At 67.0% G+C, this 24,332-nt stretch carries 20 protein-coding genes; 11 read left to right on the top strand and 9 right to left on the bottom strand.

What is annotated here, in order from left to right; translation table 11 throughout:
• Nucleotide 1 precedes the first annotated feature (1 nt).
• The gene (gene sucC / locus AC5I49_RS20765; RefSeq protein WP_016449395.1) at nucleotides 2-1,162 is read right to left on the bottom strand and encodes an ADP-forming succinate--CoA ligase subunit beta; all 1,161 of its coding nucleotides are present in this window, start codon (nucleotides 1,160-1,162) and stop codon (nucleotides 2-4) included.
• Nucleotides 1,163-1,598: 436 nt separating this feature from the next.
• On the opposite strand from sucC, the gene argC reads away from it, so the two are divergent.
• From argC to yddG, 3 genes are all read left to right on the top strand, one after another.
• Nucleotides 1,599-2,531, top strand: a complete 933-nt coding sequence (argC, locus tag AC5I49_RS20760) for an N-acetyl-gamma-glutamyl-phosphate reductase (RefSeq protein ID WP_016454237.1) — start codon at nucleotides 1,599-1,601, stop codon at nucleotides 2,529-2,531.
• Between the two features lie 68 nt (nucleotides 2,532-2,599).
• Nucleotides 2,600-4,411, top strand: a complete 1,812-nt coding sequence (locus AC5I49_RS20755; RefSeq protein ID WP_495789821.1) for a hypothetical protein — start codon at nucleotides 2,600-2,602, stop codon at nucleotides 4,409-4,411.
• A gap of 22 nt (nucleotides 4,412-4,433) precedes the next feature.
• Nucleotides 4,434-5,354, top strand: coding sequence for an aromatic amino acid DMT transporter YddG (yddG, locus tag AC5I49_RS20750; protein WP_495789820.1), 921 nt, complete (start codon nucleotides 4,434-4,436; stop codon nucleotides 5,352-5,354).
• Here yddG and recX read toward each other — a convergent pair.
• Nucleotides 5,351-5,830: a recombination regulator RecX gene (gene recX, locus AC5I49_RS20745; RefSeq protein WP_495789819.1), complete on the bottom strand. Its 480-nt coding sequence runs from the start codon at nucleotides 5,828-5,830 to the stop codon at nucleotides 5,351-5,353. The genes yddG and recX overlap by 4 nt on opposite strands.
• 202 nt (nucleotides 5,831-6,032) lie before the next feature.
• Nucleotides 6,033-7,136 (bottom strand): recombinase RecA, encoded by a 1,104-nt coding sequence (gene recA, locus AC5I49_RS20740; RefSeq protein WP_016454235.1) that lies wholly within the window; start codon nucleotides 7,134-7,136, stop codon nucleotides 6,033-6,035.
• A 147-nt stretch (nucleotides 7,137-7,283) separates the two neighbouring features.
• On the opposite strand from recA, the gene AC5I49_RS20735 reads away from it, so the two are divergent.
• The 3 genes from AC5I49_RS20735 to AC5I49_RS20725 all read left to right on the top strand — a co-directional run bounded on the left by AC5I49_RS20735 (nucleotide 7,284) and on the right by AC5I49_RS20725 (nucleotide 10,154).
• Nucleotides 7,284-7,784, top strand: a complete 501-nt coding sequence (locus tag AC5I49_RS20735; RefSeq protein ID WP_017407164.1) for a MarR family winged helix-turn-helix transcriptional regulator — start codon at nucleotides 7,284-7,286, stop codon at nucleotides 7,782-7,784.
• Between the two features lie 100 nt (nucleotides 7,785-7,884).
• Nucleotides 7,885-8,559: a response regulator gene (locus AC5I49_RS20730; protein ID WP_012202808.1), complete on the top strand. Its 675-nt coding sequence runs from the start codon at nucleotides 7,885-7,887 to the stop codon at nucleotides 8,557-8,559.
• A 95-nt stretch (nucleotides 8,560-8,654) separates the two neighbouring features.
• A complete protein-coding gene (locus AC5I49_RS20725; protein WP_016449402.1) occupies nucleotides 8,655-10,154 on the top strand; it encodes a sensor histidine kinase in 1,500 nt (499 codons plus the stop codon).
• On the opposite strand, the gene AC5I49_RS20720 is transcribed toward AC5I49_RS20725, so the two are convergent.
• Nucleotides 10,138-11,118, bottom strand: coding sequence for a LysR substrate-binding domain-containing protein (locus tag AC5I49_RS20720; RefSeq protein WP_016454232.1), 981 nt, complete (start codon nucleotides 11,116-11,118; stop codon nucleotides 10,138-10,140). The genes AC5I49_RS20725 and AC5I49_RS20720 overlap by 17 nt on opposite strands.
• 109 nt (nucleotides 11,119-11,227) lie before the next feature.
• Here AC5I49_RS20720 and AC5I49_RS20715 point away from each other — a divergent pair, with 109 nt between their 5' ends.
• The gene (locus AC5I49_RS20715) at nucleotides 11,228-12,196 is read left to right on the top strand and encodes a Bug family tripartite tricarboxylate transporter substrate binding protein (RefSeq protein ID WP_026062916.1); all 969 of its coding nucleotides are present in this window, start codon (nucleotides 11,228-11,230) and stop codon (nucleotides 12,194-12,196) included.
• Between the two features lie 175 nt (nucleotides 12,197-12,371).
• Nucleotides 12,372-13,304: an N-formylglutamate amidohydrolase gene (locus tag AC5I49_RS20710; RefSeq protein WP_495789818.1), complete on the top strand. Its 933-nt coding sequence runs from the start codon at nucleotides 12,372-12,374 to the stop codon at nucleotides 13,302-13,304.
• Between the two features lie 74 nt (nucleotides 13,305-13,378).
• Here AC5I49_RS20710 and AC5I49_RS20705 read toward each other — a convergent pair whose 3' ends face one another.
• The 3 genes from AC5I49_RS20705 to AC5I49_RS20695 are packed head-to-tail and all read right to left on the bottom strand — an operon-like array spanning nucleotide 13,379 to nucleotide 15,622.
• Nucleotides 13,379-14,110: a hypothetical protein gene (locus AC5I49_RS20705; protein WP_047218929.1), complete on the bottom strand. Its 732-nt coding sequence runs from the start codon at nucleotides 14,108-14,110 to the stop codon at nucleotides 13,379-13,381.
• A 34-nt stretch (nucleotides 14,111-14,144) separates the two neighbouring features.
• The gene (locus AC5I49_RS20700) at nucleotides 14,145-14,975 is read right to left on the bottom strand and encodes a biotin--[acetyl-CoA-carboxylase] ligase (RefSeq protein ID WP_016449407.1); all 831 of its coding nucleotides are present in this window, start codon (nucleotides 14,973-14,975) and stop codon (nucleotides 14,145-14,147) included.
• On the bottom strand, nucleotides 14,972-15,622 hold the full coding sequence (locus AC5I49_RS20695; RefSeq protein ID WP_026062805.1) for an SET domain-containing protein: 651 nt from the start codon (nucleotides 15,620-15,622) through the stop codon (nucleotides 14,972-14,974). Before AC5I49_RS20695 ends, AC5I49_RS20700 begins: the two co-directional genes overlap by 4 nt.
• A gap of 128 nt (nucleotides 15,623-15,750) precedes the next feature.
• Between AC5I49_RS20695 and AC5I49_RS20690 the strand changes: the two genes are divergently transcribed.
• Together AC5I49_RS20690 and AC5I49_RS20685 are read left to right on the top strand one after the other, a co-directional pair.
• Complete coding sequence (locus AC5I49_RS20690) at nucleotides 15,751-18,666, top strand: DNA topoisomerase III (RefSeq protein ID WP_016449409.1); 2,916 nt, start codon at nucleotides 15,751-15,753, stop codon at nucleotides 18,664-18,666.
• A 218-nt stretch (nucleotides 18,667-18,884) separates the two neighbouring features.
• Nucleotides 18,885-19,664: a tyrosine-protein phosphatase gene (locus tag AC5I49_RS20685; RefSeq protein ID WP_016449410.1), complete on the top strand. Its 780-nt coding sequence runs from the start codon at nucleotides 18,885-18,887 to the stop codon at nucleotides 19,662-19,664.
• Nucleotides 19,665-20,288: 624 nt separating this feature from the next.
• On the opposite strand, the gene AC5I49_RS20680 is transcribed toward AC5I49_RS20685, so the two are convergent.
• Together AC5I49_RS20680 and AC5I49_RS20675 are read right to left on the bottom strand one after the other, a co-directional pair.
• Complete coding sequence (locus AC5I49_RS20680; RefSeq protein WP_312840831.1) at nucleotides 20,289-22,814, bottom strand: penicillin-binding protein 1A; 2,526 nt, start codon at nucleotides 22,812-22,814, stop codon at nucleotides 20,289-20,291.
• Between the two features lie 163 nt (nucleotides 22,815-22,977).
• The gene (locus AC5I49_RS20675) at nucleotides 22,978-23,547 is read right to left on the bottom strand and encodes a ferritin-like domain-containing protein (protein ID WP_016449875.1); all 570 of its coding nucleotides are present in this window, start codon (nucleotides 23,545-23,547) and stop codon (nucleotides 22,978-22,980) included.
• A gap of 233 nt (nucleotides 23,548-23,780) precedes the next feature.
• Between AC5I49_RS20675 and AC5I49_RS20670 the strand changes: the two genes are divergently transcribed.
• Entirely contained in the window at nucleotides 23,781-24,287 is a 507-nt protein-coding gene (locus AC5I49_RS20670) for a glutathione peroxidase (protein WP_013804566.1), read from the top strand.
• Nucleotides 24,288-24,332 lie beyond the last annotated feature (45 nt).

The following is a 24,332-nucleotide window of genomic DNA, read 5'->3' as shown; positions in this document are numbered from 1 at the left end:
CTTACTTGACGGCTTCGACGATCTTCGTGGCCGCTTCGGCCATGGTGTCGGCGCTGATGATGGGCAGGCCGGACTCGGCCAGCATCTTCTTGCCCAGTTCTTCGTTCGTGCCCTTCATGCGCACGACCAGGGGCACTTGCAGGTTCACGGCCTTGCAGGCAGTGATCACGCCGGTGGCGATGGTGTCGCACTTCATGATGCCGCCGAAGATGTTGACCAGAATGCCTTCGACCTTGGGGTTCTTCAGCATGATCTTGAAGGCTTCGGTGACCTTCTCGGGGGTGGCGCCGCCGCCCACGTCCAGGAAGTTGGCCGGCTCGCCGCCGAACAGCTTGATGGTGTCCATGGTGGCCATGGCCAAGCCGGCACCGTTGACCAGGCAGCCGATGTTGCCGTCCAGCGAGATGTAGGCCAGATCGAACTTGGAGGCTTCGACTTCGGCGGGATCTTCTTCGTCCAGGTCGCGCAGTGCCACGATTTCGGGCAGGCGGAACAGGGCGTTGGCGTCGAAGTTGAACTTGGCGTCCAGGGCAATGACATTGCCCTTGCTGTCACGGTTCAGGGGGTTGATCTCGACCAGCGAGGCATCCGTGTCCATGTAGCACTTGTAGAGCTTCTGGCAGATGTCGATGAACTGGGCAGTGGAGTCGGCAGGCATGCCGATGCCCTTGGCCAGCTCTTCGCCCTGGGCCTGGGTCAGACCGACCAGGGGATCGACGAAGATGGTGATGATCTTCTCGGGCGTGGAGTGGGCCACTTCCTCGATGTCCATGCCGCCTTCGCTGGAAGCGATGAAGGCCACCTTCTGCGTGGCGCGATCGGTCACGCACGACAGGTAGTATTCCTTCTGGATGTCGGCGCCGTCTTCGATGTACAGGCGGCGGACCTTCTGGCCTTCGGGGCCGGTCTGGTGCGTGACCAGCTGCATGCCCAGGATCTGGCCAGCCAGTGCCTTGACGTCGTCGATGCTCTTGGCAACCTTCACGCCGCCGCCCTTGCCGCGACCACCAGCGTGGATCTGGGCCTTCACGACCCACACGGGGCCGCCGAGCTTCTGGGCGGCCTCGACGGCCTCTTGCACTGTGAACGCAGGGATACCGCGAGGTACAGGCACACCAAACTGACGCAAGATGTCCTTGCCTTGGTATTCATGAATCTTCATGATGTCTCTCTCAAACAAATAGGGGGGGATTGACCCGGTAGCCCTGGGGTGCTGCCTCAAGGCGGAGTGACCTGGCAATCGCCGAATGTACCATGCTGCACTGCGCCATCCGACACGCCCCCATGCGCAGAATCCACAATTTCCTGCGGGCCAAGCAGCATGCCAGGAACTGTGCAATGCATTGATATGTCAGGGAAAAGACGGTTTCCCGACATTTCCTCCAGACGCCACAGCTCTTTTGTCTTATAGAGGATCTGCAGACGGCCCTGCCCGCCGTTTGTAACAGGCGCATGTCAGCACGCCCTTGATCGCCGCTGCCAACCGTTTTGCGACAACGGGCGCAGGGGGACCCGGTTTCGGTGAGAATCCGCAGCTGGAACGCGGCAATGGTGCCGCAGCGGCTCCAGGAGGGCCGCGCAGCAGGAGAAATACAGCGATGGCAAAAGTCTTTATCGATGGCGAAGCAGGCACGACAGGGCTGCAGATCCGTGAGCGTCTGGTCGATCTGTCCGGCGTGGAGCTGGTCAGCATTGCGCCCGAGCTGCGAAAGGATCCTGCTGCCAAGCGTGCGCTGATCGCCGGCGTGGACCTGGTCATCCTGTGCCTGCATGACGACGCTGCGCGCGAAACCGTGGCCATGGTCGACGCCATCGAGGCTGAGACCGGCCGTGCCATCAAGATCATCGATGCCTCCACCGCCCACCGCGTGGCGCCGGGCTGGGTCTACGGCTTTCCCGAGCTGCGCAAGGGCCAGCTGGACGCCGTCAAGGCTGCCACGCGCGTGGCCAACCCCGGCTGCTATGCCACGGGCGCCATCGCACTGCTGCACCCGCTGGTGGCGGCAGGCCTCATTCCAGCCGACTACCCGCTGAGCCTGCCCTCGGTGTCCGGCTACTCGGGCGGCGGCCGCAGCATGATCGAAGCCTACGAGGCCGGCACGGCCGCGCCTTACGAGGCCTATGCGCTGGGCCTGTCGCACAAGCACATTCCCGAAATCCTGCACTACACGGGCATGACGCGCCGCCCGGTCTTCATTCCTGCCGTGGGCAATTTCCGCCAGGGCATGCTGGTGCAACTGCCCCTGCATCTGGACCTGCTGCCGGGCGCGCCCAAGGCCGCCGATCTGCACGATGCGCTGGCCGCCCACTACGCGGCGACCAACACGCCCGAGCAATGGGTGTCGGTGCTGCCGCCCACCGAAGACATGAAGCTGGCTGCCGATACGCTGACCGACACGAACAAGCTGGAGTTGCGTGTATTCGCCAATGAGCAGTACCGCCAGGCCGTGCTGATCGCCCGTCTGGACAACCTGGGCAAGGGCGCCAGCGGCGCCGCCGTGCAGAACCTGCAGATCATGCTGGGCCTGTGAGGCCCCCCGCGCCCCCTTCCTTGCCGGGCCGGCGCGGTCCGGTCTGGGGCCATGTCCTGGCCCTGGCCGTGCTGTGTCTGCTGATCGTTGTGTTCGCCTGGAAGCTGCGGCCGGCATTGCCTTCCTCATCGCGCCTGCTGCTGAGTCCGCTGCTGGGCAATATGGAAGCCTGCCTGGTGCAGGACGGGCTGCGCGAGGGTTTTCCCAAGGAATTCCAGCAGGTGCCTGCCAGTTGCCTGGGCCCTCAGGGCTCGGCCGCGGAAATGGTGAAAGCCACGCTGCAGCGCCTGGGCCGGCCGCAGGGCGAGGGGCTGGAGCTGGGCTATACGCTCAGCGTGCCTCTGCTGCGCTATGTGCAGTGGAACGGCCGGGCCTGGGAAGTCCGGGGCGAGGCGCTGGACCGCGTGGTGCGCACGGTGGCGCAGGCGCAGCGGCCCGTGGTGCTCTACCTGTTCGCCACGCATTTCGAGGTCCACTCCCAGGCCGAGGAGCGCCTGGCCGCCGATCCCGCCAATCTGGCCTGGACGCCCAAGGGGCCGCTGCCGCTGGACACCTATCTGGGCGCGCGCATCTTCCCGTGGTCGGTTGCGCGGCAGGACAATGAAATCACGCGCGTGCGCAAGCTGGTGGTTGATGCCCTGGCCGAGCGCATGTGCGCTGCGGGCGATGCCGCCATGCATCCGCTGCGTGCGCTCACCGTGCTGGGCGAGACGCACCAGCTGTTCCCGGGTTTCGAGGCCGGCATGGGGTTCGCGGCCGAAGGCTATGCGGTCACCGACTACAGCCCTGCATCCGTGGCGGGCTTCCATGCATTCCTGCGCCAGCGCTATGGCGACATTGCGCGGCTCAATGCCCATCTGAAGTCGGAGTTCGCCAGCTTCGATGCGGTGGAGCCTCCGTCGCGCAACATCCGCAGCGAGCCGCTGCAGAACTTCTTCCAGCACATCGACAGCTATGCGGCTGGCACGGTCCCGGTGTCCGGCTGGGTCCACTCGCCCGACGCGAAGCTGCAAAAGCAACTGGCCGTGGCCGTCTTCGTGGACGGGCGCCCTTACTCGCACGCCCCCGTGCACATGCACCGCCAGGATGTGGCCCAGGCCAAGCCTGATTTCCTCACGCCCGATGTGGGCTGGCGTGCCGACATCCGCTATCCGGCGCTGGGCGAGGGCCTGCACCGCATCGACGTGGTGCTGCAGGCCGGCGGGCGCAGCCTGGGCCTGCTGGCCACGCGCCAGATCGCCGTGATGGACCGCCACCAGGGCGAGCCCAGGCCCCATGCCGCCGAGGCCTTGCCTGACTTCGGCAAGCTGCCCGATGGTGTGGAGTTCTGGGTGGACAGCCCGCAGGACCGGCTGGCGCTGTTCTACAACCCGCTGGTGACGGACTGGAACGATTTTCGCGAGCAGCAGGTGGCCGATTACATCCAGGGCTTTTCCGAGCACATCGGGCACGGCTGCCTGGGCCGGGTGCCTCGCTTTGCCCACCAGCTCAACCCCCATGCGAATCCGAGCTGGGACGCCAGCCGCTACGCCGTGGAGCGCAGCCTGCAACGCATGCCGGGGCTGTCCCTGGGTGTCAGCCTGTATGGCGAAGACACCTACGGCCCGCTGGTCGGCCAGATGCTGCGCCGCTATGGCCACACGGCCTATGGCGTGACGGAGTTCCATCCGCTGGTGGCCCTGTCGCCACAGCGGCTGGAGAAAGTGCTGACCATGCACCGCCGCCAGGGCGCGCGCTTCCTGTCCTTCTTCATGGAGGCGCGGCCCGAGGACGCGACCGGCACGCAGTCCAGCAACGAGTTCTCCTTCGATGCGGACAACCGCGCGCACGGCTCGGACGCGCTTTACCGCTCGCTGCGCCAGGTGCTGCAGCCGCACTGACCTGCCGCGCGCTGCCTTTTCCATGTCTTCAGCGCACAGCAGTTCCCCTGCAGCCGCAGGCCGGGCCACCGCCATCGGCCTGCTGGCCGTGGTGTGCTGGAGCTGCACCGTGGGCCTGATGCGCTCGGTGGCCGAGCCGCTGGGCGCCGTGGGCGGCGCTGCCATGCTCTATACGGTCAGCGCCCTGTGCGTGGCCGCCGTGCGCGGCCTGCCCAGGCCTTCGCAGTTGCGAACCATGCACCCGGCCTATTTCTGGGGCTGCGGGCTGCTGTTTGCGGTCTATGAAATCTGTCTGTCGCTGGCGATCGGTCTGGCGCAGGACCGCGCTCAGGCACTGGAGCTGGGGCTGATCAACTACCTGTGGCCCAGCCTGACCATCGTCTTGGCGGTGCTGCTGCGCCAGCAGCATGCGCGCTGGTGGCTGTGGCCCGGCGTGCTGCTGTGCCTGTGGGGGCTGACGCGCGTGCTTGGCGGCGAGTCCCTGCAGATGCATGACATGGCAGACCACATGCTGGCCAATCCGCTGGCCTATGGACTCGCCTTTGGCGCGGCCCTGCTGTGGCCCTGCTATTCGCTGGCTGCTCGGCGCTGGGGTGGGGGGCACAATGCCGTGGGGTTGTTCCTGATCTGGACTGCGCTGGCGCTGTGGATCAAGTGGGTGTGGCTGGGTGGCGAAGGCGGCATGCACTGGTCAGGCACCGTGGTGCTGCAGCTGCTGGCCGTGGGCGGGCTCACGGCCATGGGCTACAGCTGCTGGGAGCACGGCATACAGCACGGGCATCTGGCCGTGATGGCGGCGGCCTCGTACTTCACGCCCGTGTTCTCTGCCTTGCTGGCCAGTGCCTGGCTGCAGGTGCAGCCGGGCTGGGGCTTCTGGCAGGGCGTGGCGCTGGTGACCGTGGGGTCGCTGGTGTGCTGGGGCGCAACCCGGCGCGTGGATTAGTTGCCTTCGTCTGCAGCTCCGTCATCCCAGTCTTCGCTGCGCCCGCGCAGCACCTTGCTCGCTATTTCTCCGCCAAAGCCGCGCGCGGCCAGAAAGCGCATCTGCTTGAGGCGTTCCTGCGGGGTGGCCGGCGGTGTGCCGAAGCGCTGGCTCCATACGGCATGGGCGCGCTGCAGTTCGGTGGCGCGCAATTGTTCTGCGGCGGCGCGCACCAGGCCATCGTCCAGCCCCTTGCTGCGCAGCTCCTGCACCACGCGCGATGTGCCAAAGCGCGCGGCCTTGCGATGCAGCACGGACTCGGCCACGCGCTCGGCGCTGATGAAGCCGCGCTGCTCCAGCGCGTCGAGCATGGCGCCCAGGTCCTCGCCTTCCTCCACATGGGGGGCGAGCTTGCGTTCCAGCTCCAGCCGTGAATGTTCGCGCTGGCCCAGCAGCTTGAGCGCCCGGCCCTTGAGCGACAGCTTGGCGAATCCCATGCGGCAATGTCTCCTGAATCATCCCGAATAAAAAAGGCCCCCACGCTCCCCTTGCTGCGCAAGGTCCGCTGCCCCCCAAGGGGGCCGCTTTTTTGCCTTGGGGCGTCCCAGCGATAAAAAAGGCGCAGACGTGAGCCTGCGCCAAGATGGCAAACACAGTGTGCGCAGGCGCTGCGGCGCCTGCTGTGAGGGGTCTGGGCGCTCAGGCTTCGATCACGCCGTCCTTGTCGGCCTTGGCCTTGCCCGCCTTGGCGGCCTTGGCTTCGGGGGCATCGCCACCGGCCGTAGGCAGCAGGGCGATGCCCAGGCTGTCGCGCACCTTGTTCTCGATCTCCACGGCCAGGCCGCTGTTCTCGCGCAGGAATTCGCGGGCGTTGTCGCGACCCTGGCCGATCTTCTCGCCGTTGTAGGCGTACCAGGCCCCCGACTTGTCGAGGATCTTGGCGTTGACGCCCATGTCCAGGATTTCACCTTCGCGCGAGATGCCTTCGCCGAAGAGGATGTCGAACTCGGCGGTCTTGAACGGGGGCGAGACCTTGTTCTTGACGACCTTGACCTTGGTTTCGTTGCCGATGGCTTCGTCGCCCTTCTTGATGGTGCCGGTGCGGCGGATGTCCAGGCGGACCGAGGCGTAGAACTTCAGCGCATTGCCGCCCGTGGTGGTTTCGGGGCTGCCGAACATCACGCCGATCTTCATGCGGATCTGGTTGATGAAGATGACCATGCAATTGGTCTTCTTGATGGTGGAGGTCAGCTTGCGCAGCGCCTGGCTCATCAGGCGGGCCTGCAGGCCGGGCAGCTGGTCGCCCATCTCGCCTTCGATTTCGGCGCGCGGTGTCAGTGCGGCCACCGAGTCCACGACGATCATGTCCACGGCGCCCGAGCGCACCAGGCTGTCCACGATTTCCAGGGCCTGCTCGCCGGTGTCGGGCTGGCTGATCAGCACTTCGTTGAGGTTCACGCCCAGCTTCTGGGCATAGCTGGTGTCCAGCGCGTGTTCTGCGTCGATGAAGGCGCAGGTGCCGCCCTGCTTTTGCATTTCGGCGATGACCTGCAGCGTCAGCGTGGTCTTGCCCGAGGATTCAGGGCCGTAGATCTCGATCACGCGGCCACGGGGCAGGCCGCCCACACCCAGGGCGATGTCCAGGCCCAGCGAGCCGGTGGAGACGACCTGGATGTCCTGGATGGCTTCGCCTTCACCCAGGCGCATGATCGTGCCCTTGCCGAACTGCTTTTCGATCTGGGCGAGTGCGGCCTGCAGGGCCTTGGCTTTTTCACTGTTGGCGGTGGTGACGGCGGTGTTCATGCGGACTCCTGGGTTGGGTATGGATTCAGCTCTGTATTTGCATTCAGGCTGGATGCTTGAACAGTAGTTTATGGGCTTGCTGTCTTGATTTGTTGGTGTTTTTGGTCAGTTTTCCTGACTTGTTGGATTTGCCTCCACAATGCATTCATGAGTGAGCTTTCCCCTGTCACGCCGCCCGCCGACGCCTGGCGCCAGACCCACCTGGGCCGGTTGCTCGGCCATGCCATGCGGCGGTTCGACGCGCGTGTGCTGCAGCTCATGGCGCGCGATGTTGAGGTGCCGCTGGCACTGTCCAACCTCGCTGCGCGCGACAAGGTGGGGGCGGCCCATATCCACATCACGCGGCATCTGTCGCTGGCTGGCGACCGGCTGACGGACCTGGCAGAGCGCGCAGGCATGACCAAGCAGTCCATGGGCGACCTGGTGACCCAGTGCGAGGCCTGGGGCCTGGTCACGCGCGAGAGCGACGAGCGCGATGCGCGCGCGCGCCGCATCCGCTTCACGCCAGCGGGCCTGGCCTGGCTGCAGGCTTTCCATGACGCCGTCTCCCAGGCCGAGGCCGAATTCCGCGAGGAAGTCGGCGACGACATCGCCACCGTGGTGGCGCTGGGGCTGGAGGCCTACGCGGGCGGCGGCTCACTCGGGTAAGGTCCCTGCCCGCGCTGCGGGGCGCATCCTAGAATCCTGGGAATTAAAGGCGCGCATTTCCAACTCCCAGAGCGCGCCTGCATTACAGGAGACATCCCCCATGCGCATTCTGATTGCCGAAGACGACCAGGTCCTGGCCGATGGCCTGCTGCGCAGCCTGCGCGGCTCGGGCGCCGTGGTCAGCCATGTGGCCAATGGCAGCGAGGCCGACACCGCGCTGATGACCAGCAGCGAATTCGATTTGCTGATCCTGGACCTGGGCCTGCCCAAGATGCACGGTCTCGAAGTGCTCAAGAAACTGCGCGGCCGCGGCGATGCGCTGCCGGTGCTCATCCTCACGGCGGCCGACAGCGTGGAGGAGCGCGTGCAGGGGCTGGACTACGGTGCCGACGACTACATGGCCAAGCCGTTTGCGCTGTCCGAGCTGGAGGCGCGCGTGCGCGCCCTCACGCGGCGCGGCATGGGCGGCGCCAGCAGCACCATCAAGCACGGCCCGCTGGTCTACGACCAGGCCGGCCGCGTGGCCACCATCGACGGCAAGATGGTCGAGCTGTCGGCGCGCGAGCTGGGCCTGCTGGAAGTGCTGCTGCAGCGGGCCGGCCGGCTGGTCAGCAAGGACCAGTTGGTCGAGCGCCTGTGCGAGTGGGGCGACGAAGTCAGCAACAACGCCATCGAGGTCTACATCCACCGGCTGCGCAAGAAGATAGAGCGCGGCCCCATCCGCATCGCCACCGTGCGCGGCCTGGGCTACTGCCTTGAGAAGATCGCGTCCTGAGGCCGCTGCCGTGGCTGTCAGGCCCGGGTTGGCTTGCCTGCGCATAGTGGTGGTTGCCGCGGGGCCGTGAACCCGTCGTAAGGGGCTGCCCGCCGATGAAAATCTTCCAGCGTGAACAGCGCTCCCTGTTCGGCGAGATCCTTGACTGGATGCTCACGCCGCTGCTGCTGCTGTGGCCCGTGAGCCTGGCGCTGACCTGGCTGGTGGCCCAGGGCCTGGCCAACAAACCCTTCGACCGCGCGCTGGAATACAACGCCCAGGCGCTGGCCCAGCTGGTGATGGTGCAGCACGGCAAGGTGCTGTTCAACCTGCCGCAGTCGGCCAGCGAGATCCTGCGTGCCGACGAATCGGACACCGTGTATTTCCAGGTGCTGGGCGTGAAGGGCGAATACCTGGCCGGCGAGCGCGACCTGCCGCCGCCGCCCGAGCCCGACGAGGCTCTGACTGGCGCGGCGCCTCCAGGCTTGCCGTCCGGCGGCACCGTGCAGCTGCGCGATGCGGAATTTCGCGGCATCGATCTGCGCGTGGCCCATGTCTGGGTGCGCATGCCCCTGCCGGGCGAACCGCAGGCCCTGGTTCAGGTGGCCGAGACGCGCGAAAAGCGCAGCGTGCTGGCCACGGAAATCATCAAGGGCGTGATGCTGCCGCAGTTCGTCATCCTGCCGCTGGCCGCGCTGCTGGTGTGGCTGGCGCTGGCGCGCGGCATCAAGCCGCTGCACCGGCTGGAGGAGCGCATCCGCGCGCGCCGGCCCGAGGACCTTTCGCCCATCAACCACAAGGACGTGCCGCTGGAAGTCGTGCCGCTGGTGGATTCGGTCAATGACCTGCTGGGCCGCCTGGGCGACTCGCTGGCCACGCAAAAGCGCTTCCTGGCCGACGCGGCCCACCAGCTCAAGACGCCGCTGGCCGGGCTGCGCATGCAGGCCGAACTGGCCCAGCGCGAAGGCGTGAGTACGGGCGAGCTGCGGCAGTCCCTGGCCCAGATCGCGCGCTCCAGCATCCGTGCCACGCACACCGTCAACCAGTTGCTGGCGCTGGCGCGTGCCGAGAGCGCGGGCCTGGGGCGGGGCCTGGCCATGCAGCCGTGCAACCTGGTGCGCATCGTCACCGACGTGGTGCGCGACTGCCTGCCGCGCGCCATGGACAAGCATGTGGACCTGGGCTATGACGGCGCCGAGTCCTCGGCCGCCGGCGTCTGGCTGCAGGGCAACGCCACGCTGCTGACCGAGCTGGTGCGCAACCTCGTGGACAACGCCATCAACTACACGCCTTCCACCAGCAGCCGGCCGGGCATGGTCACCGTGCGTGTGCTGGCCGATCCTTTTGGTCAGGTCCTGCTGCTGCAGGTGGAGGATTCGGGGCCGGGCGTGCCCGAGGCCGAGCGCGAGCTGGTGTTCCAGCCGTTCTACCGCGTGCTGGGCTCGGAGGCCGATGGCTCGGGCCTGGGCCTGCCCATCGTGCTGGAGATTGCGCGCCAGCATGGCGGGCAGGTGGTGCTGGAGGATGCGCATCCGGGCCAGCAGCCACCGGGCGCACGCTTCAGCGTGCGCTTCACGGCACTGCGCTCGCCGCCGCCGCCTAAGCCTGCGGCATAGGTGGCGCCTGACCGGCTGCCGCAGGGGCATCGGGGGCTACAGGGGCCATCGCCACCCGTCCCGGTGTCTGCGCCGCATGGTCCACCAACCAGTTGCGGAAGATGCCCAGCGTGCCATGGTTGGCACGGTCGGCCGGATAGCACAGCCAGTAGCCCAGGGCGCTCTGGTAGCCGTGCTGGGGCAGGGGCTCGTTCACCAGGCCGGCGGCAAGCTCGTCGAGCACCAGGCAGCGTGGCACCAGGGCGATGCCCATGCCCGCCATCACGGCGCGAATGATGGTCTGGAACTGGTCGAACTGCGGGCCCGCCAGCGGGCTGATGCCGTGGATGCCGTGGGCCTCGCTCCAGCGTGCCCAGGCGTCGGCAATGGTCACGTGGCGCAGCCGCGTGCAGCGCGCCACGTCCTGGGGCGTGGTGATGCGCGCCTCGGGGCCCGTGCCATGTGGCGGTGCGATCAGCGCCACCTGGCGGCCCACCAGATAGTGGGCGTGCGCGCCGCTCCAATGCCCGTCCCCGAACAAAATCGCGCAGTCCAGACCCGGACTGTCAAATTGGTAGCTGTGTACGTAGGGTACAAAGTGCAGCGTGATCTGTGGATAGCGCTGCTGAAACTGGGGCAGCCTGGGGATCAGCCACTTGGCCGCGAAAGTCGGCAGCGATGACAGGTGCAGCGCGCCTCGGCTGTCATCGCTGGTGATGAGTTCGAGGGTGGCCGCCTCCAGCTGGCCCAGCAGGGCGCGCACGGCGCGCTCGTAGCGTTCGCCCGCAGGCGTCAGGCTCAAGCGCTTGCGCTCGCGTTCGAACAGCGGCACGCCCACCCACTTCTCCAGCTCCTGGATCTGCTTGCTGACTGCGCTTTGCGTCAAGTGCAAGGCTTCGGCCGCGCGCGAGACACCTCCGAAGCGCACCACGGTGGAGAAGGCGCGCAGCAGATGTATGGGCGGGTTGAGGCGGCGCAAACTCATGACAGGGATATGATGAAACTATTCCTGTTCGGAATATTAACAGGCACAGTATTTGCTTTTTTTGTGAGCAGATTTCTTTTAATCTGACCTTGTTTGTAAGAAAGATCCTATGCAACGACGCCATTTCCTTGCTTCCATCGCCGCTTCTTCTGTCGTTCCTGGAATGTCCTTCGCCCAGGAAACCACCCGTCCCCTGCGCATCGTCGTTCCGTTCCCTGCTGGTGGCTCCACCGACATGGTCCCGCGCAACATGCAGGACGTGCTGCCCAAGTTGCTGGGCGGCCAGGCGGTGGTGATCGAGAACAAGGCCGGCGCCGGCGGCTCCATCGGCATGGCCGAAGTGGCACGTGCCACCGACGGCGTGACCTTCGGGATTGCCACGCTGTCCACCCATGGCGTGAACCCTGCCGTGTTCAAGAAGCTGCCCTATGACGCCATCAACGACTTCGTCGGCGTGACCGAGATCGTCAAGGCGCCCGGCGTGATCGTGATCAACCCCAAGCTGGTGCCTGCCAACAACTTTGCCGAGTTCGTGAAGTACCTGAAGGCCAACCCCGGCAAGGTCAGCTTCGCCACGCCCGGCAACGGCACCATCGGCCACATGTGGGGCGCCCAGTTCATGAAGAGCACGGGCACAGAGATGCAGCACATTCCCTACCGTGGTGCAGGCCCGGCCATCAACGACGTGCTCGGCGGCCAGGTGCCCGTGTACTTCGACCAGGTCGCGTCCTCGCTGCCCCACATCAAGGGCGGCAAGGTCAAGGCCCTGGCCGTGTCCTGGCATGAGCGCCTGGACGTGCTGCCCGATGTGCAGACCTACGCCGAAGCCGGCCACGCCGACCTGAACGATCCTTCCTGGTTCGGCCTCGTGGCCCCCAAGAGCACGCCGCCCGAGCAGATCGCCCGCGTGCAAAAGGCCATCGCGGCCGCGCTCAAGGACCCGGCCGTGCAAAAGCGCATGGCTGCCCAGGGCCTGTACATCTCCGGCACCAGCAGCGATGCTTTCACCAAGCAGATCGCCAGCGAAGTGGCCAAGATGAAGAAGATTGCCGCCACGGCCCAGATCCAGCTGGATTAAAGGCTCCCCCTGAGGCGCTTCGCGCCTTCCCCCTCTCTCGCTTCGCGGGAGGGGGACGACGCCCTCGCTGCGGGGCGGCCCTTGCTCGGCGTCCCTGGCCTGGGACGCGCCAGTTTCATGGCGGGCTGGCCGCAGCGCAGCGGTGCAATGCGTAACCGAGATAGACCACTTCCTCATGCATCCCGTCCTGCGACTGATCAGTCAGAACTTCCTGCAATCCCTGCCCGGCGCGGCAGGCTCCGGCGCGGCCGATGCCGCGCAGCCCATGGTGACCAGCGTGGCCGGCACCAGCGCCGTGGTGCTTGACTCGCCGCACAGCGGCACGGTCTACCCGCAGGACTTCGGCTCCTGCCTGCCGCTGGCCACGCTGCGCCAGGCCGAGGACACGCATGTGGAGAAGATCTATGCCTTTGCGCCAGGCATGGGCGTGGGCTGGGTGGAGGCGCATTTCCCGCGCATCTACCTGGATGCCAACCGCGACACCACCGAGATCGACACCACCATGATCGAAGGCGACTGGCCGCTGCCCGTCACCACCGACCAGGTCGTGCTGCAGAAGGTCCGCCTGGGCAAGGGCCTGATCTGGAAGTTCACCGACAAGGGCGTGCCCATCTACGACCGCCAGTTGCCGGCCTCCGAGCTGCTGCAGCGCATCGAGCGCTGCTGGAAGCCCTACCACGCCGCCGTGGAGCGCGCCATTGACGCCGCCCATGCGCGCCATGGCTACAGCATCCACATCAACTGCCATTCCATGCCTTCCGTCGCCGCCAGCCATGCCACGCTGCACCCGGGCCTGGTGCATGCCGACTTCGTCATCGGCGACCGCGACGGCAGCACGGCCAGCCCCGCGCTGTCCGAGCGCATCTGCGCCTTCCTGCGCGAGCGCGGCTACAGCGTGGACTACAACCATCCCTACAAGGGCGTGGAGCTGGTGCGCCGCTACGGCAAGCCTGCCGAGCACCGCCACAGCATCCAGATCGAGATCAACCGCAAGCTCTACATGAACGAGCAGACCCTGGAACTGGACCAGGCCGGCTACCTGCGCCTGACCACCGATCTGAAGGTATTGGTCGAGCAGCTCATGGCCACCGACCCGCGCGCGCTCTGACCCGCGGCGGCTGAAATGAAAAAGGCCCGCGATCCTGTGATCGCGGGCCTTTTCGCATGGCGTGCCCAACGGGTTCAGCAGGGTTTGAACGGCTTGCCCTCGAAGGCCTTGCCGCCCATGGCCTCGACCTGGCTGCGCAGTGCGGCCGTGGCCTGGGGCAGGCGCAGGGTGTAGAGCGTGATGTCGGGGCGCTCCTGCACCACGCGGGCCGTGCGCACGCCCTGGCGCGCGAAGTTGGTCAGCTCGCGCGTGGCCGCTTCCTCGGTGGAAAAGCGGCCCAGCGACAGGCCCGGCTCCAGCGCGCCGCCCGCACGGTCGAAATCGATCTTGCGGGCGCGCAGTTCGGCGCGCTTGCGTTCCAGGAATTCGGCGTCGGGGAACTTGCCCATGTAAACCATCCAGCGGCCCGGCTGGTGCGTGCTGCTCAGGTCCCATTGGTCGCTGGCGACCTGGGCGATGAGGCCGCGGCGCAGCGCCTCGGCATGGCGGTCTTCAATGCCCGTGGCCACCAGGCAGCTGGTGGGCTGGCCTGCAGCCTGGGCGGGCCTGGGTGCAGGGGCGGGCTCCTCGCCGCCTGCCGGGGTGGGGGCCGGCGCTGGCGTGGACGGGGCGGCGGCCGGCGAGGGCGTGGTGGATGCGTTGTCCACGCTCAGCAGGCTCAGCGCCTCGGGGCGCACCTGCTGGGCCAGGCGCTCGGGCTCGGTCGTGGACGGGGGTGCCAGGCCCAGGGCCTGGAGCTGGCCGTGGCTCCAGAGGTAGTAGCCGGCATTGGCCAGCACCAGCAGCAGAAAGGCAATTCGCAGCATGTCGTTTCTCGGCGGGCCTAGTGCATCAATCGCTCTAGCCTACAGCAGCCGGCCGCACGCTGATTTCCGAGCTGGTGATGGCCTGCAGGCCGCGCGCCGTGCGCACCAGCAGCGCGCCATCGCGGCCCACGCCTTCGGCCATGCCGCTTTCGCCGTCGCTGAGATTGACGGCGCGCCCGCGCAGCAGGTCGCGCTGGGCAAAGCGGTCCACCAGCGGCGCAAAGCCCTGGGCGGCAAAGGCCTGGATGTCGGACACCAGTCCCGGCAGCACGCAGGCCAGGGCGGTGGGCGCGTCCAGGCGCTCGTCCAGCTCCAGCAGGCTGGCCGGCGGCGTGCGCATGCCGTCGCCGGGGCGGGGGCGCACATTCAGGCCGATGCCCACGACCACGTAGCGCGGCGTGCCGGGCTCATGCGCGGCGCTGCCGACAAAGCTGGCGGTCTCGATCAGGATGCCGCCGAGCTTGCGGTCGCCGTCGATCCACAGGTCGTTGGGCCACTTGAGGCCGATGCGCGGGCGCTGCGAGCCCGGGGCGGGCAATTGCGGCTGCAGGCTTTGCGCCACGCTCAGGCCCACGGCCAGCGACAGGCCGGACCAGTCGGCAGGCGCCAGCGGCATGCCCAGCGAGAAGGTCAGTGAATCGCCCACGCCGCTGGTCCACTGGCGGCCCAGCCGGCCCCGGCCGGCGGTCTGCACTTCGGTCACCAGCAGCACGGGTTCGTTGCGGCCATCGCGGGCGCGTGCCATCAGCTCGGTATTGGTCGAGCCGATGCTGGGCACGATCTCCACGGAAAAGCCCGGCAGTTGCGGCTCGATGGCCTGCCACAGCGACTCCGCAGGCCAGTGGATGGGGGACGAAGCCATCATGCGCCCGCCTTTGTCGAGGATGTGCCGGATTTCTTCTTCGGCTTTTGGGTGGGTTTGCCCAAAGGCTTTGGCGCTTGGGCCTGCTGTTTTTGGGGCCGCTTTGCCTTTTCAGACTTTTCCGATTTCGGCTTTGCGCCGGCCGGCAACGCATCGCCGGGCATGGGCGGACGCCAGCCGCGCTTGGGCGCCAGCAGCGTGCCGCGGCAGGTGGCCGCACCGCACCAGCAGGGATACTCGGCCTTCAGCTTCCTGGTGTAGGGTTCGTCGATGATCAGGCCGTAGTCGTAGCTCAGCTCCTCGCCGGCGGCGATGTTGCGCAGTGCGACGATGAAGATGCGGCCATCGCGCTCGTCGGTGTAGCAGTTGGGCGCGCAGCTGTGGTTGATCCAGCGCGAGGAATTGCCGCCGTAGTTGGCATCGATCACGCGGTCTTCGTCGATGTGGAAGTAGAAGGTATGGTTGGGCTGGCTGGGGTCGTGCGGGTGCCTGTCCTGGGCTTCCTGCCAGCTGACGATTTCCCCTACGTACTCGACAAGGACCTCGCCTTCGGCAAGATCCTGCACGGCGAAGACGCCCTTGCCATGGACACCCGAGCGGCGGGTCTGGATACGGCGGCCGCCGGAAGGGGCCAAAGCTGTGCGGGGCATGTTTTCTCTGATAACTTGAATAGGCACACATGCGCGTGCGCGTACACGTACGTACACGCGTGAGCCATGGATTGTAGAAGCGCAGGCATGCGACATGCAGCTCCTGCGGGGAATGACGAGTACACACAATGACAAAGACCCTGGTGATTGCTGAGAAGCCTTCGGTCGCGCAGGACATCGTCCGCGCGTTGACTCCGGTGGCGGGCAAATTCGACAAGCACGATGAATACTTCGAGAGCGAGCACTACGTCGTGACCAGCGCCGTGGGCCACCTGGTGGAAATCCAGGCGCCCGAGGAATTCGACGTCAAGCGCGGCAAATGGAGTTTTGCCAACCTGCCGGTGATTCCGCCGTATTTCGACCTCAAGCCCGTGGACAAGACCAAGAGCCGGCTCAATGCCGTGGTCAAGCTGGCCAAGCGCAAGGACGTCACCGAACTCATCAACGCCTGCGACGCGGGCCGCGAGGGTGAGCTGATCTTCCGCCTGATCGAGCAGTACGCTGCAGGTGCCAAGCCGGACGGCAAGGGCCTGGGCAAGCCGGTCAAGCGCCTGTGGCTGCAGTCCATGACGCCGCAGGCCATCCGCGACGGCTTCCAGAACCTGCGCAGCGACAGCCAGATGCAGGGCCTTGCCAGCGCGGCGCGCAGCCGCTCCGAGGCCGACTGGCTGGTGGGCATCAACGGCACGCGCGCCATGACGGCCTTCAATTCGCGCGACGGCGGCTTCTTCCTGACCACCGTGGGCCGCGTGCAGACGCCCACGCTGTCCCTGGTGGTGGAGCGCGAGGAAAAGATCCGCAAGTTCGTCAGCCGCGACTACTGGGAAGTGCATGCCGCCTTCGACGCGCAGGCCGGCCAGTACCTGGGCAAGTGGTTCGATCCCCAATGGAAGAAGAGCGAGGATGCGGAAGCCCGCGCCGACCGCATCTGGAACCAGCGCGACGCCCAGGCCATCGCCGACGCCGTGCGCGGCAAGCCGGCCCAGGTCACCGAGGAGTCCAAGCCCACGTCCCAGGCCAGCCCGCTGCTGTTCGACCTGACCAGCCTGCAGCGCGAGGCCAACGGCAAGTTCGGCTTCTCGGCCAAGACCACGCTGGCGCTGGCGCAAAGCCTGTACGAGCGCCACAAGGCCCTGACCTACCCGCGTACCGACTCGCGCGCCCTGCCCGAGGACTACGTGCCCGTGGCGCACCAGACCTTCGCCATGCTGGCCGGCAGCGGCATGCGCCACCTGGCGCCCTTTGCCCAGCAGGCGCTGGACGAGAACTATGTGCGCCCGACCAAGCGCATCTTCGACAACAGCAAGGTGTCGGATCACTTTGCCATCATCCCGACCACGCAGGCGCCCAGCGGCCTGTCCGAGGCCGAGCAAAAGCTCTATGACCTCGTCGTGCGCCGCTTCATGGCCGTGTTCTTCCCGAGTGCCGAGCACCAGGTGACCACGCGCATCAGCAAGGTCGAGCAGCACAGCTTCAAGACCGAAGGCAAGATCCTGGTCAAGCCCGGTTGGCTGGCCATCTACGGCAAGGAGGCCGCCAACGAGGTCGAAGGCGGCAAGGACGGCGACAAGGGCCAGCCCCTGGTCGCGGTGCAGCCCGGCGAGCAGCCGCGCGCCGGCCAGGTCGATCCCAAGGGCCTCAAGACCAAGCCGCCCGCGCGCTACTCCGAAGCCACGCTGCTGGGCGCCATGGAAAGCGCGGGCAAGCAGGTGGAGGACGACGAGCTGCGCGAGGCCATGCAGGAAAAGGGCCTGGGCACGCCTGCCACGCGCGCGGCCATCATCGAAGGCCTGCTGACCGAAAAGTACATGCTGCGCGAAGGCCGCGAGCTGATTCCCACGGCCAAGGCCTTCCAGCTCATGACGCTGCTGCGCGGCCTGGGCGTGGAAGAGCTCTCGCGCGCCGACCTCACCGGTGAATGGGAATACAAGCTGGCCCAGATGGAAAAGGGCCAGCTCTCGCGCGATGCCTTCATGCAGCAGATCCAGTCCATGACGGAAAAGCTGGTCAAGAAGGCCAAGGAATACGACCGAGACACCGTGCCCGGCGACTACGCCACCCTGTCCACGCCCTGCCCCAACTGCGGCGGCGTGGTCAAGGAGAACTACCGCCGCTACGGCTGCACGGGCAGCGACGGCCAGGGCGCGGGCTGCGGCTTCTCGTTCACCAAGTCGCCGGCCGGTCGCACCTTCGAGACGGCCGAGGCCGAGCAACTGCTGCGCGACCGCCGCCTGGGCCCGCTGGACGGCTTTCGCTCCAAGGCAGGCTGGCCCTTCGTGGCCGAAGTCACCATCGTGCGCGACGAGGAAGGCGGCAACTACAAGCTCGAGTTCGACTTTGGCGACGACGCCGCTTCCGAAGACACGGGCGAGCTGGTGGACTTCGCCAGCCAGCAATCGCTGGGCCCCTGCCCCAAGTGCGGCGCGCCCGTCTTCGAGCACGGCAGCAACTACGTCTGCGCCAAGGCCGTGCCCACGCTGGCCCAGGCCACGCCCAGCTGCGACTTCAAGAGCGGGCAGATCATCCTGCAGCAGCCCATAGAGCGCGAGCAGATGCAAAAGCTGCTGCAGACCGGCAAGACCGACCTGCTGGACAAGTTCGTCTCCAACCGCACGCGGCGCAGCTTCAAGGCCTTCCTGGTCTGGGATGGCGCGGCCGGCAAGGTGAACTTCGAGTTCGAGCAGCGCGACAGCAAATACCCGCCGCGCAAGACGGCGGCCGCCAAGAGCGCGCCGGCCAAGAAGGCACCTGCCAAGAAGGCCGCGGCCAAGACCACGGCAAAGACCGCCACCAAGACTGCGCGCAAGCCGGCTGCCGGCACGCTGCAGCCCAGCGCGGCCCTGGCCGCCGTCATCGGCGAAGGCACGGTGGCGCGTACCGAAGTGGTCAAGAAGCTGTGGGAATACGTCAAGGCCCAGAACCTGCAGGACCCCAAGGACAAGCGCGTCATCCGCGCCGACGACAAGCTGCGGCCCGTCTTCGGCAAGGACAGCGTGAACATGTTCGAGCTGGCCGGCATCGTGGGGAAACATCTCACCCCCTGAGGCGCTTACGCGCCTTCCCCCTCTCTACTCGCTCCGCGAGGGAGGGGGACGACACCCTCGGTGCGGGGCGGCGCGGCCGGCTTAGGCCCTTCCTCGGTGTCCCTGGCTTTGGGGCGCGCCAGTTTTGAGGGCAGTGTTTGAGCTCTACACCAGCGGGTCGCCGGCCTGACATGGGGGCAACACATGCTTGGGCTAATCTAGCGGGCATGGATACCGAAATGCTCACCCCGGCAGCGGCTGCCGCCGCTGCTTCCTCCCCGGCGCCCTCGCGCTCCATCCGCCTGGACGGCGCCTCCAACTTCCGAGACCTCGGTGGCTACGCGGGCCTGGATGGCCGGCGCGTGCGCTGGCGCACGCTGTTCCGTGCCGACCACCTGGCCGGCCTCAGCGCAGCGGACCTGGACGTGCTGCAGGGCCTGAAGCTCGCGCGCAGCGCGGACTTCCGGGGCAAGATGGAAAGCGCCCACCTGGCCTACGAATGGCCGGGCATTGCCCGCCATGCGCTCATCGTCGAGCCCACCGTGGTGCAGCGCGCCAGTGCCCTGATCGCCGCAGGCAACGACCTCACGGCCGCCCATGCCGAGGAGCTGATGCAGGACACCTACCGCAGCTTCGTGCACGCCTACGCACCGCGCTTTGCACAGTTGTTCCAGTTGCTGCTGGACAGCCAGGATCCGCTGGTCTTCCACTGCACGGCCGGCAAGGACCGCACGGGCTGGGCTGCCGCCTTGCTGCTCACCGCGCTGGGCGTGGACGAGGACACCGTGATGCAGGACTACCTGCTGACCAACCAGCTCTACCAGCGGCCCGCCACCACCTTCGCCCCCATGCCAGCCGAAGTGATGGATGTGCTGTGGCGCGTGCAGGCCTCCTACCTTGCGGCCGCCACCGACATGGTGCGGGCCGACTTCGGGGGGATGGAAGGGTATCTGCGGGATGCGCTGGGCATCGACAGTGCGGCACGCGAGCGGCTGGCTGCGCTTTACCTCGAAGGGTGATTACCTTCGCTCACGGGGCGGCAGGGTGGCGCGGCTAACATGGGCTGTGCCGGTCGGTTGCGCCGGAGTTCAAGGAGATTGCGATGAAATACGGCATGCGTGAGCTGGCCGCGATGGTGCTGGTGGCCCTGAGTGTGGGGCTGGCTGGCTGTGCGGGCGGGGTGCCTGGGGATGTTGCGGGGAGCCAGGCGTCCAGTGGCAGTGGGGTGACGGTGTTTGGGACTGTGGATGCCAATGTGAGTCATACGCGGACTTCGCGGTGACTCTTTGTGCTTTGGTTCTTTCGCTGGATTTGTCCCTGCCGGGTGGTTGTTTTTCGAGGCCGGGTTTCGGCCCGGCGGCCGACCTACTTTCTTATCGCGCGATAAGAAAGTAGGCAAAGAAGCGCGCCCCACTGCCCACGACCCTTCGCTTCGCTGCGGGCGACCTGCGTTGTGCGGGATGCGGGGTGCGCCGTGAAACTCGTTGCGCGCTGCGCGCTTCACTCAAACATCACGGCGAGCTAGACAACGAAGCAAGCCTGTCCTTCGGCAGGCTTGCCACCCCGCATCCCGCCCAACGCAGGCGTGGGCAGAAGGGGGAGGCTGGCGACAGCCAACAGCCAACAGCCAACAGCCAGCCGGGTCAGGGCTGGATCGGCGTGATCACCACGCCGGTGCCTGCGGGGGCGTCTTCGCCGCCGGGCAGGGCGGGTGTGGTGGGGGTGGCTTCCTGCACTGCGCGCTGGTCCGTGGGGCCCAGCGTGCCCTGGGTGAGGGGGATGCTGGGGGCGGGCAGGGCGGGGGTGCTTTCTATGATTTCCTCGCCGGGCGACAGGCCCGGGCCGGGTGGCTCCGTGGGCTCGGGTGCGGGTTCAGGGGTCGGCGCCGGCTCCGGGGTGGCGGGTTGGCCGGGCTGTGCGGGCGGCTGCTGGTCGGGCCACCAGCCCTGCATGCGTTCGCGCAGGCGGCCGACCATGTCGGACCACCAGTGGCTTTGTTCGGGTGGCTCGAAGCGGGCCTTGGCGTCGATGACGGGGCTGCGCAGGGCGCGGGACATGAAGTCTCCCACCATGGGCAGGGCGCTGCGCGAGCCCTGGCCCCAGCGGTCGCTGCGCAGGGTGATGCGCGCGTCGTTGAAGCCGGCCCAGGCGCCGGTGACGATTTCCGGGTGCATGAGGATGAACCAGCCATCGGCATTGCCCTGGGTGGTGCCGGTCTTGCCGGCCACGTCGGCGTGGATGCCGTAGCGCTGGCGCACGGCCACGGCCGTGCCTTTGTCCACCACGGCGCGCAGCATGTCCACCAGGGCGTAGGCGTGGTCTTCGTCCAGCGCGCGCTCGGGCTTGGGCGGGCTGAATTCGGCGATGACCTTGCCGTCGGCGTCCTCGATGCGCGTGACCATCATGGGTGGCAGCCAGCGGCCACCGTGGGCCAGGCTGGCATAGGCGTTGACCATTTCCAGCAGTGACACCGGGCTGCTGCCCAGGGCCAGGGCGGGAACCTCGTCCAGCGGGCTCTGGCGCACGCCCAGGGCGCGCGCCAGGCGTGCCACGCGGGCGGGGCCCACGGACTGCATGACTTCGGCGGTGATGGTGTTCTTGGAGTAGGCCAGGGCGTCGCGCAGCGTCATCTCGCGGCCCGTGGGGGGCGTGGCGTCGGTGGGGCGCCAGACTTCGCCGCCGGCCAGCTGGATTTCCACGGGGCTGTCCACGCGCTTGTCGTCGGGGGTGGCGCCCTGCTGCAGCGCGGCGCCATAGACAAAGGGCTTGAAGGTGGAGCCGGGCTGGCGCCGCGCCTGCTGCACGTGGTCGTAGGCGTCCTGCGTGAAGTCGCGGCTGCCTACCCATGCCAGCACTTCGGAGGTGGCCGGGTTCAGCGCCACGAAGCCTGCCTGCACGCGGGTCTTATCCTCGCGCAGCTGCTTCATGAAGGCCTTGTCGGCCAGCAGGGCCTTGAGGGTGTCTTCCTCGCTGTCCTTGTCCGTTGCCTTGTCCTTGCCTTGGCTGTCCGCGCGTTTGCGCGCGGCACGCCAGGCGGGGGTCTCTCGCACGAGTTGCTGCACCAGCGGGTTGGAGGCGTTCCAGCCGTCGCGCTGGCTCCAGGCGCCATTGGCCACGCCCTGCAGCGTGCGCGTCTGGCGCGCCACGGCCTGGTTGGCCCAGTTCTGCAGGCGCGAGTCGATGGTGGTGTGCACCACCAGGCCATCGGTGTAGATGTTGTAGTCGTTGCGGTCGGCCCAGTCGATCAGCCACTTGCGCAGATGCTGCGCGAAGTGCGGCGCCATGCCCAGGGGCTCTTCCTGGCGCTCGAAGTTGATGCGCATGGGGCGCTTCTTGAGCTGGGCGAACTCGGCCTCCTGCAGCACGCCGCGCTTGACCATTTGCGACAGCACCGTGTTGCGGCGGTACAGCGCGCGGTCGGGGTTGAGCACGGGGTTGTAGTAGCTCGTGCCCTTGAGCATGCCCACCAGCGTGGCGCTTTCCAGCACCGTCAGCCGCGCGGCCGGCTTGTCGAAATAGGTGCGCGCCGCCATCTCTATGCCGAAGGCGTTGTAGAGGAAGGGCACGGTGTTCAGATAGGTCTCGAGGATCTCGTCCTTGGTGTAGAGCGCCTCGATCTTGAAGGCCGTGATCGCCTCCTTGAGCTTGCGGTTGAGCGTGGGCGCGCGGCCGATTTCGGTCGGGTACAGGTTGCGTGCGAGCTGCTGGGTGAGGGTGGAGCCGCCCTGCGGATCGCCGCGCAGCGTGTGCACCACCGAGCCCAGCGTGCGGCGCCAGTCCATGCCGTGGTGCTCGTAGAAGCGGTGGTCCTCGGTGGCAATCAGCGCCTTGATCACCGAGGGCGACATCTCGTCGAGCTTCACCCACTGCCGGTTGCTGCGCTTGAACTGCGCGAGCTGCTTGCCATCCGCGCTCATGATCTGGGCTGGCTGCTCCAGCTTGGCCTTGCGTATGTCGCGGATGCCGGGCGTGAACGGGATCAGGGCCAGCACATACAGCGCGAACAGCAGCGGCAGCGCAGCGGCGAACAGCAGCCATTCGCGCCGGGTGGGCCAGCGGTGCCACCAGGGCAGGGCCGCCACGCGCTGGCCGATGCGGCTGGCCAGCAGCCTTTGCCAGGCTGCGAGTACAGCGTCGGGCAGCTTCAAGTCATTGAAAGAAAAGCGCATATTGCAAGACGGCCCTGATGACAGGACATCAGGGCCGATAGGGCGGGACCATTCCGCGAAGGCTAGAGAATGCCCAAAAAAGCGGCACCCCGCTCGCGCGGGGTGCCTTGCCTATGGGCCAAGCCCCGGTATTGTCGGGCTGGCGTGTACTGGCGGGAAGTGCTTATTTCTCCAGCCAGTCGGACAGCTCGTCCGCGTGTTCCTGCTCCTGCTCCAGGATGGACTCGATCAGCCGGCGCGTGGTCGGGTCCTTGTCGCCGATCAGGTCGATCATCTGGCTGTAGGCCTCGATGGCCACGCGCTCGGCGATCAGGTTGGTGCGGATCATGGCCTTCAGGTCCGTCTCGCCGTTGTAGTCGGCATGGCTGCGCTGGGTCAGCGTCTGGGGGTTGAAGTCGGGTTCGCCGCCCAGCTGCACGATGCGCTGGGCCAGCTTGTCGGCGTGGGCCATTTCCTCGTTGGCATGGACCAGGAACTCGTCGGCGATGGCCGGCGAGGCCAGACCGACGGCGGTGAAGTGATGGCGCTTGTAGCGCATCACGCACACCAGCTCGGTGGCCAGCGAGTCATTGAGCAGCTTGATGATGTCCTCGCGCCAGGGCCCGAAATGCGGGGTCACGGCGCCATCGTCCAGGCTGCGCTTGGCAGCCTCCAGGGCCTTGGGGTCCAGCGCCAAGTGGCCGTTGCCGGGGTTGGATTTGGCTTGCTTCGTGGGGGTGCTGTTGGTGTTCATACAGGTGGTCTCTTCATCGTGGGACGGAAACTACGGCAGGCATGCGCCTATGCGGCTTGTAAACACCTGCCAGCGAAACGGGACCAGGCGGGCCGCTGTGCCCGCCTGTTGCCTTCCAAGGTAAGTTTTTGGCCGCCTGCTGTCTGTGAGACAAGTCCGCATCCCCATGCCCGGCCAGCGCGCCCCCGGGTGTCCCGGCGCTACCATGGATGCTCCACTTCAGGAGCATCCGCATGAATGACACCGCCGCCGCGCCCCGCTCGGCCTACGACTTCGAGGCCACCTCCATCACGGGCCAGGCCGTCCCCCTGTCGGACTACCGTGGCAAGGTGCTGCTCATCGTCAACACCGCCAGCGCCTGCGGCTTCACGCCGCAGTACGCGGGACTGCAGGCGCTGCATGAGCAGTACGGCGAGCGCGGCCTGGTGGTGCTGGGCTTTCCGTGCAACCAGTTCGGTTCCCAGGAAAAGGGCAGCGAATCGGAAATCGCCAGTTTCTGCGACCTGAACTTTGGCGTGCGCTTCCCGCTCATGGGCAAGATCGACGTCAACGGCGCCAACGCCCACCCGCTGTACCGCTGGCTCACGGCCGAGGCGCCGGGCGTGCTCGGCACCAAGGCCATCAAGTGGAACTTCACCAAATTCCTCGTCGGCCGCGACGGCCAGGTCATCCGCCGCTATGCGCCGCAGGATGCGCCGGCCAAGCTGTCCACGGACATCGAGGCCGCGCTGGCGCTTTGATGCACTGACCGCGCCTGTCCATCAGGGTTTCACGCAGGTCCGGCA

This window comes from Delftia sp., assembly GCF_059499305.1.
Note: the sequence above shows the minus strand (reverse complement) of the source record. Positions and strands in the feature narration are given on the sequence as shown.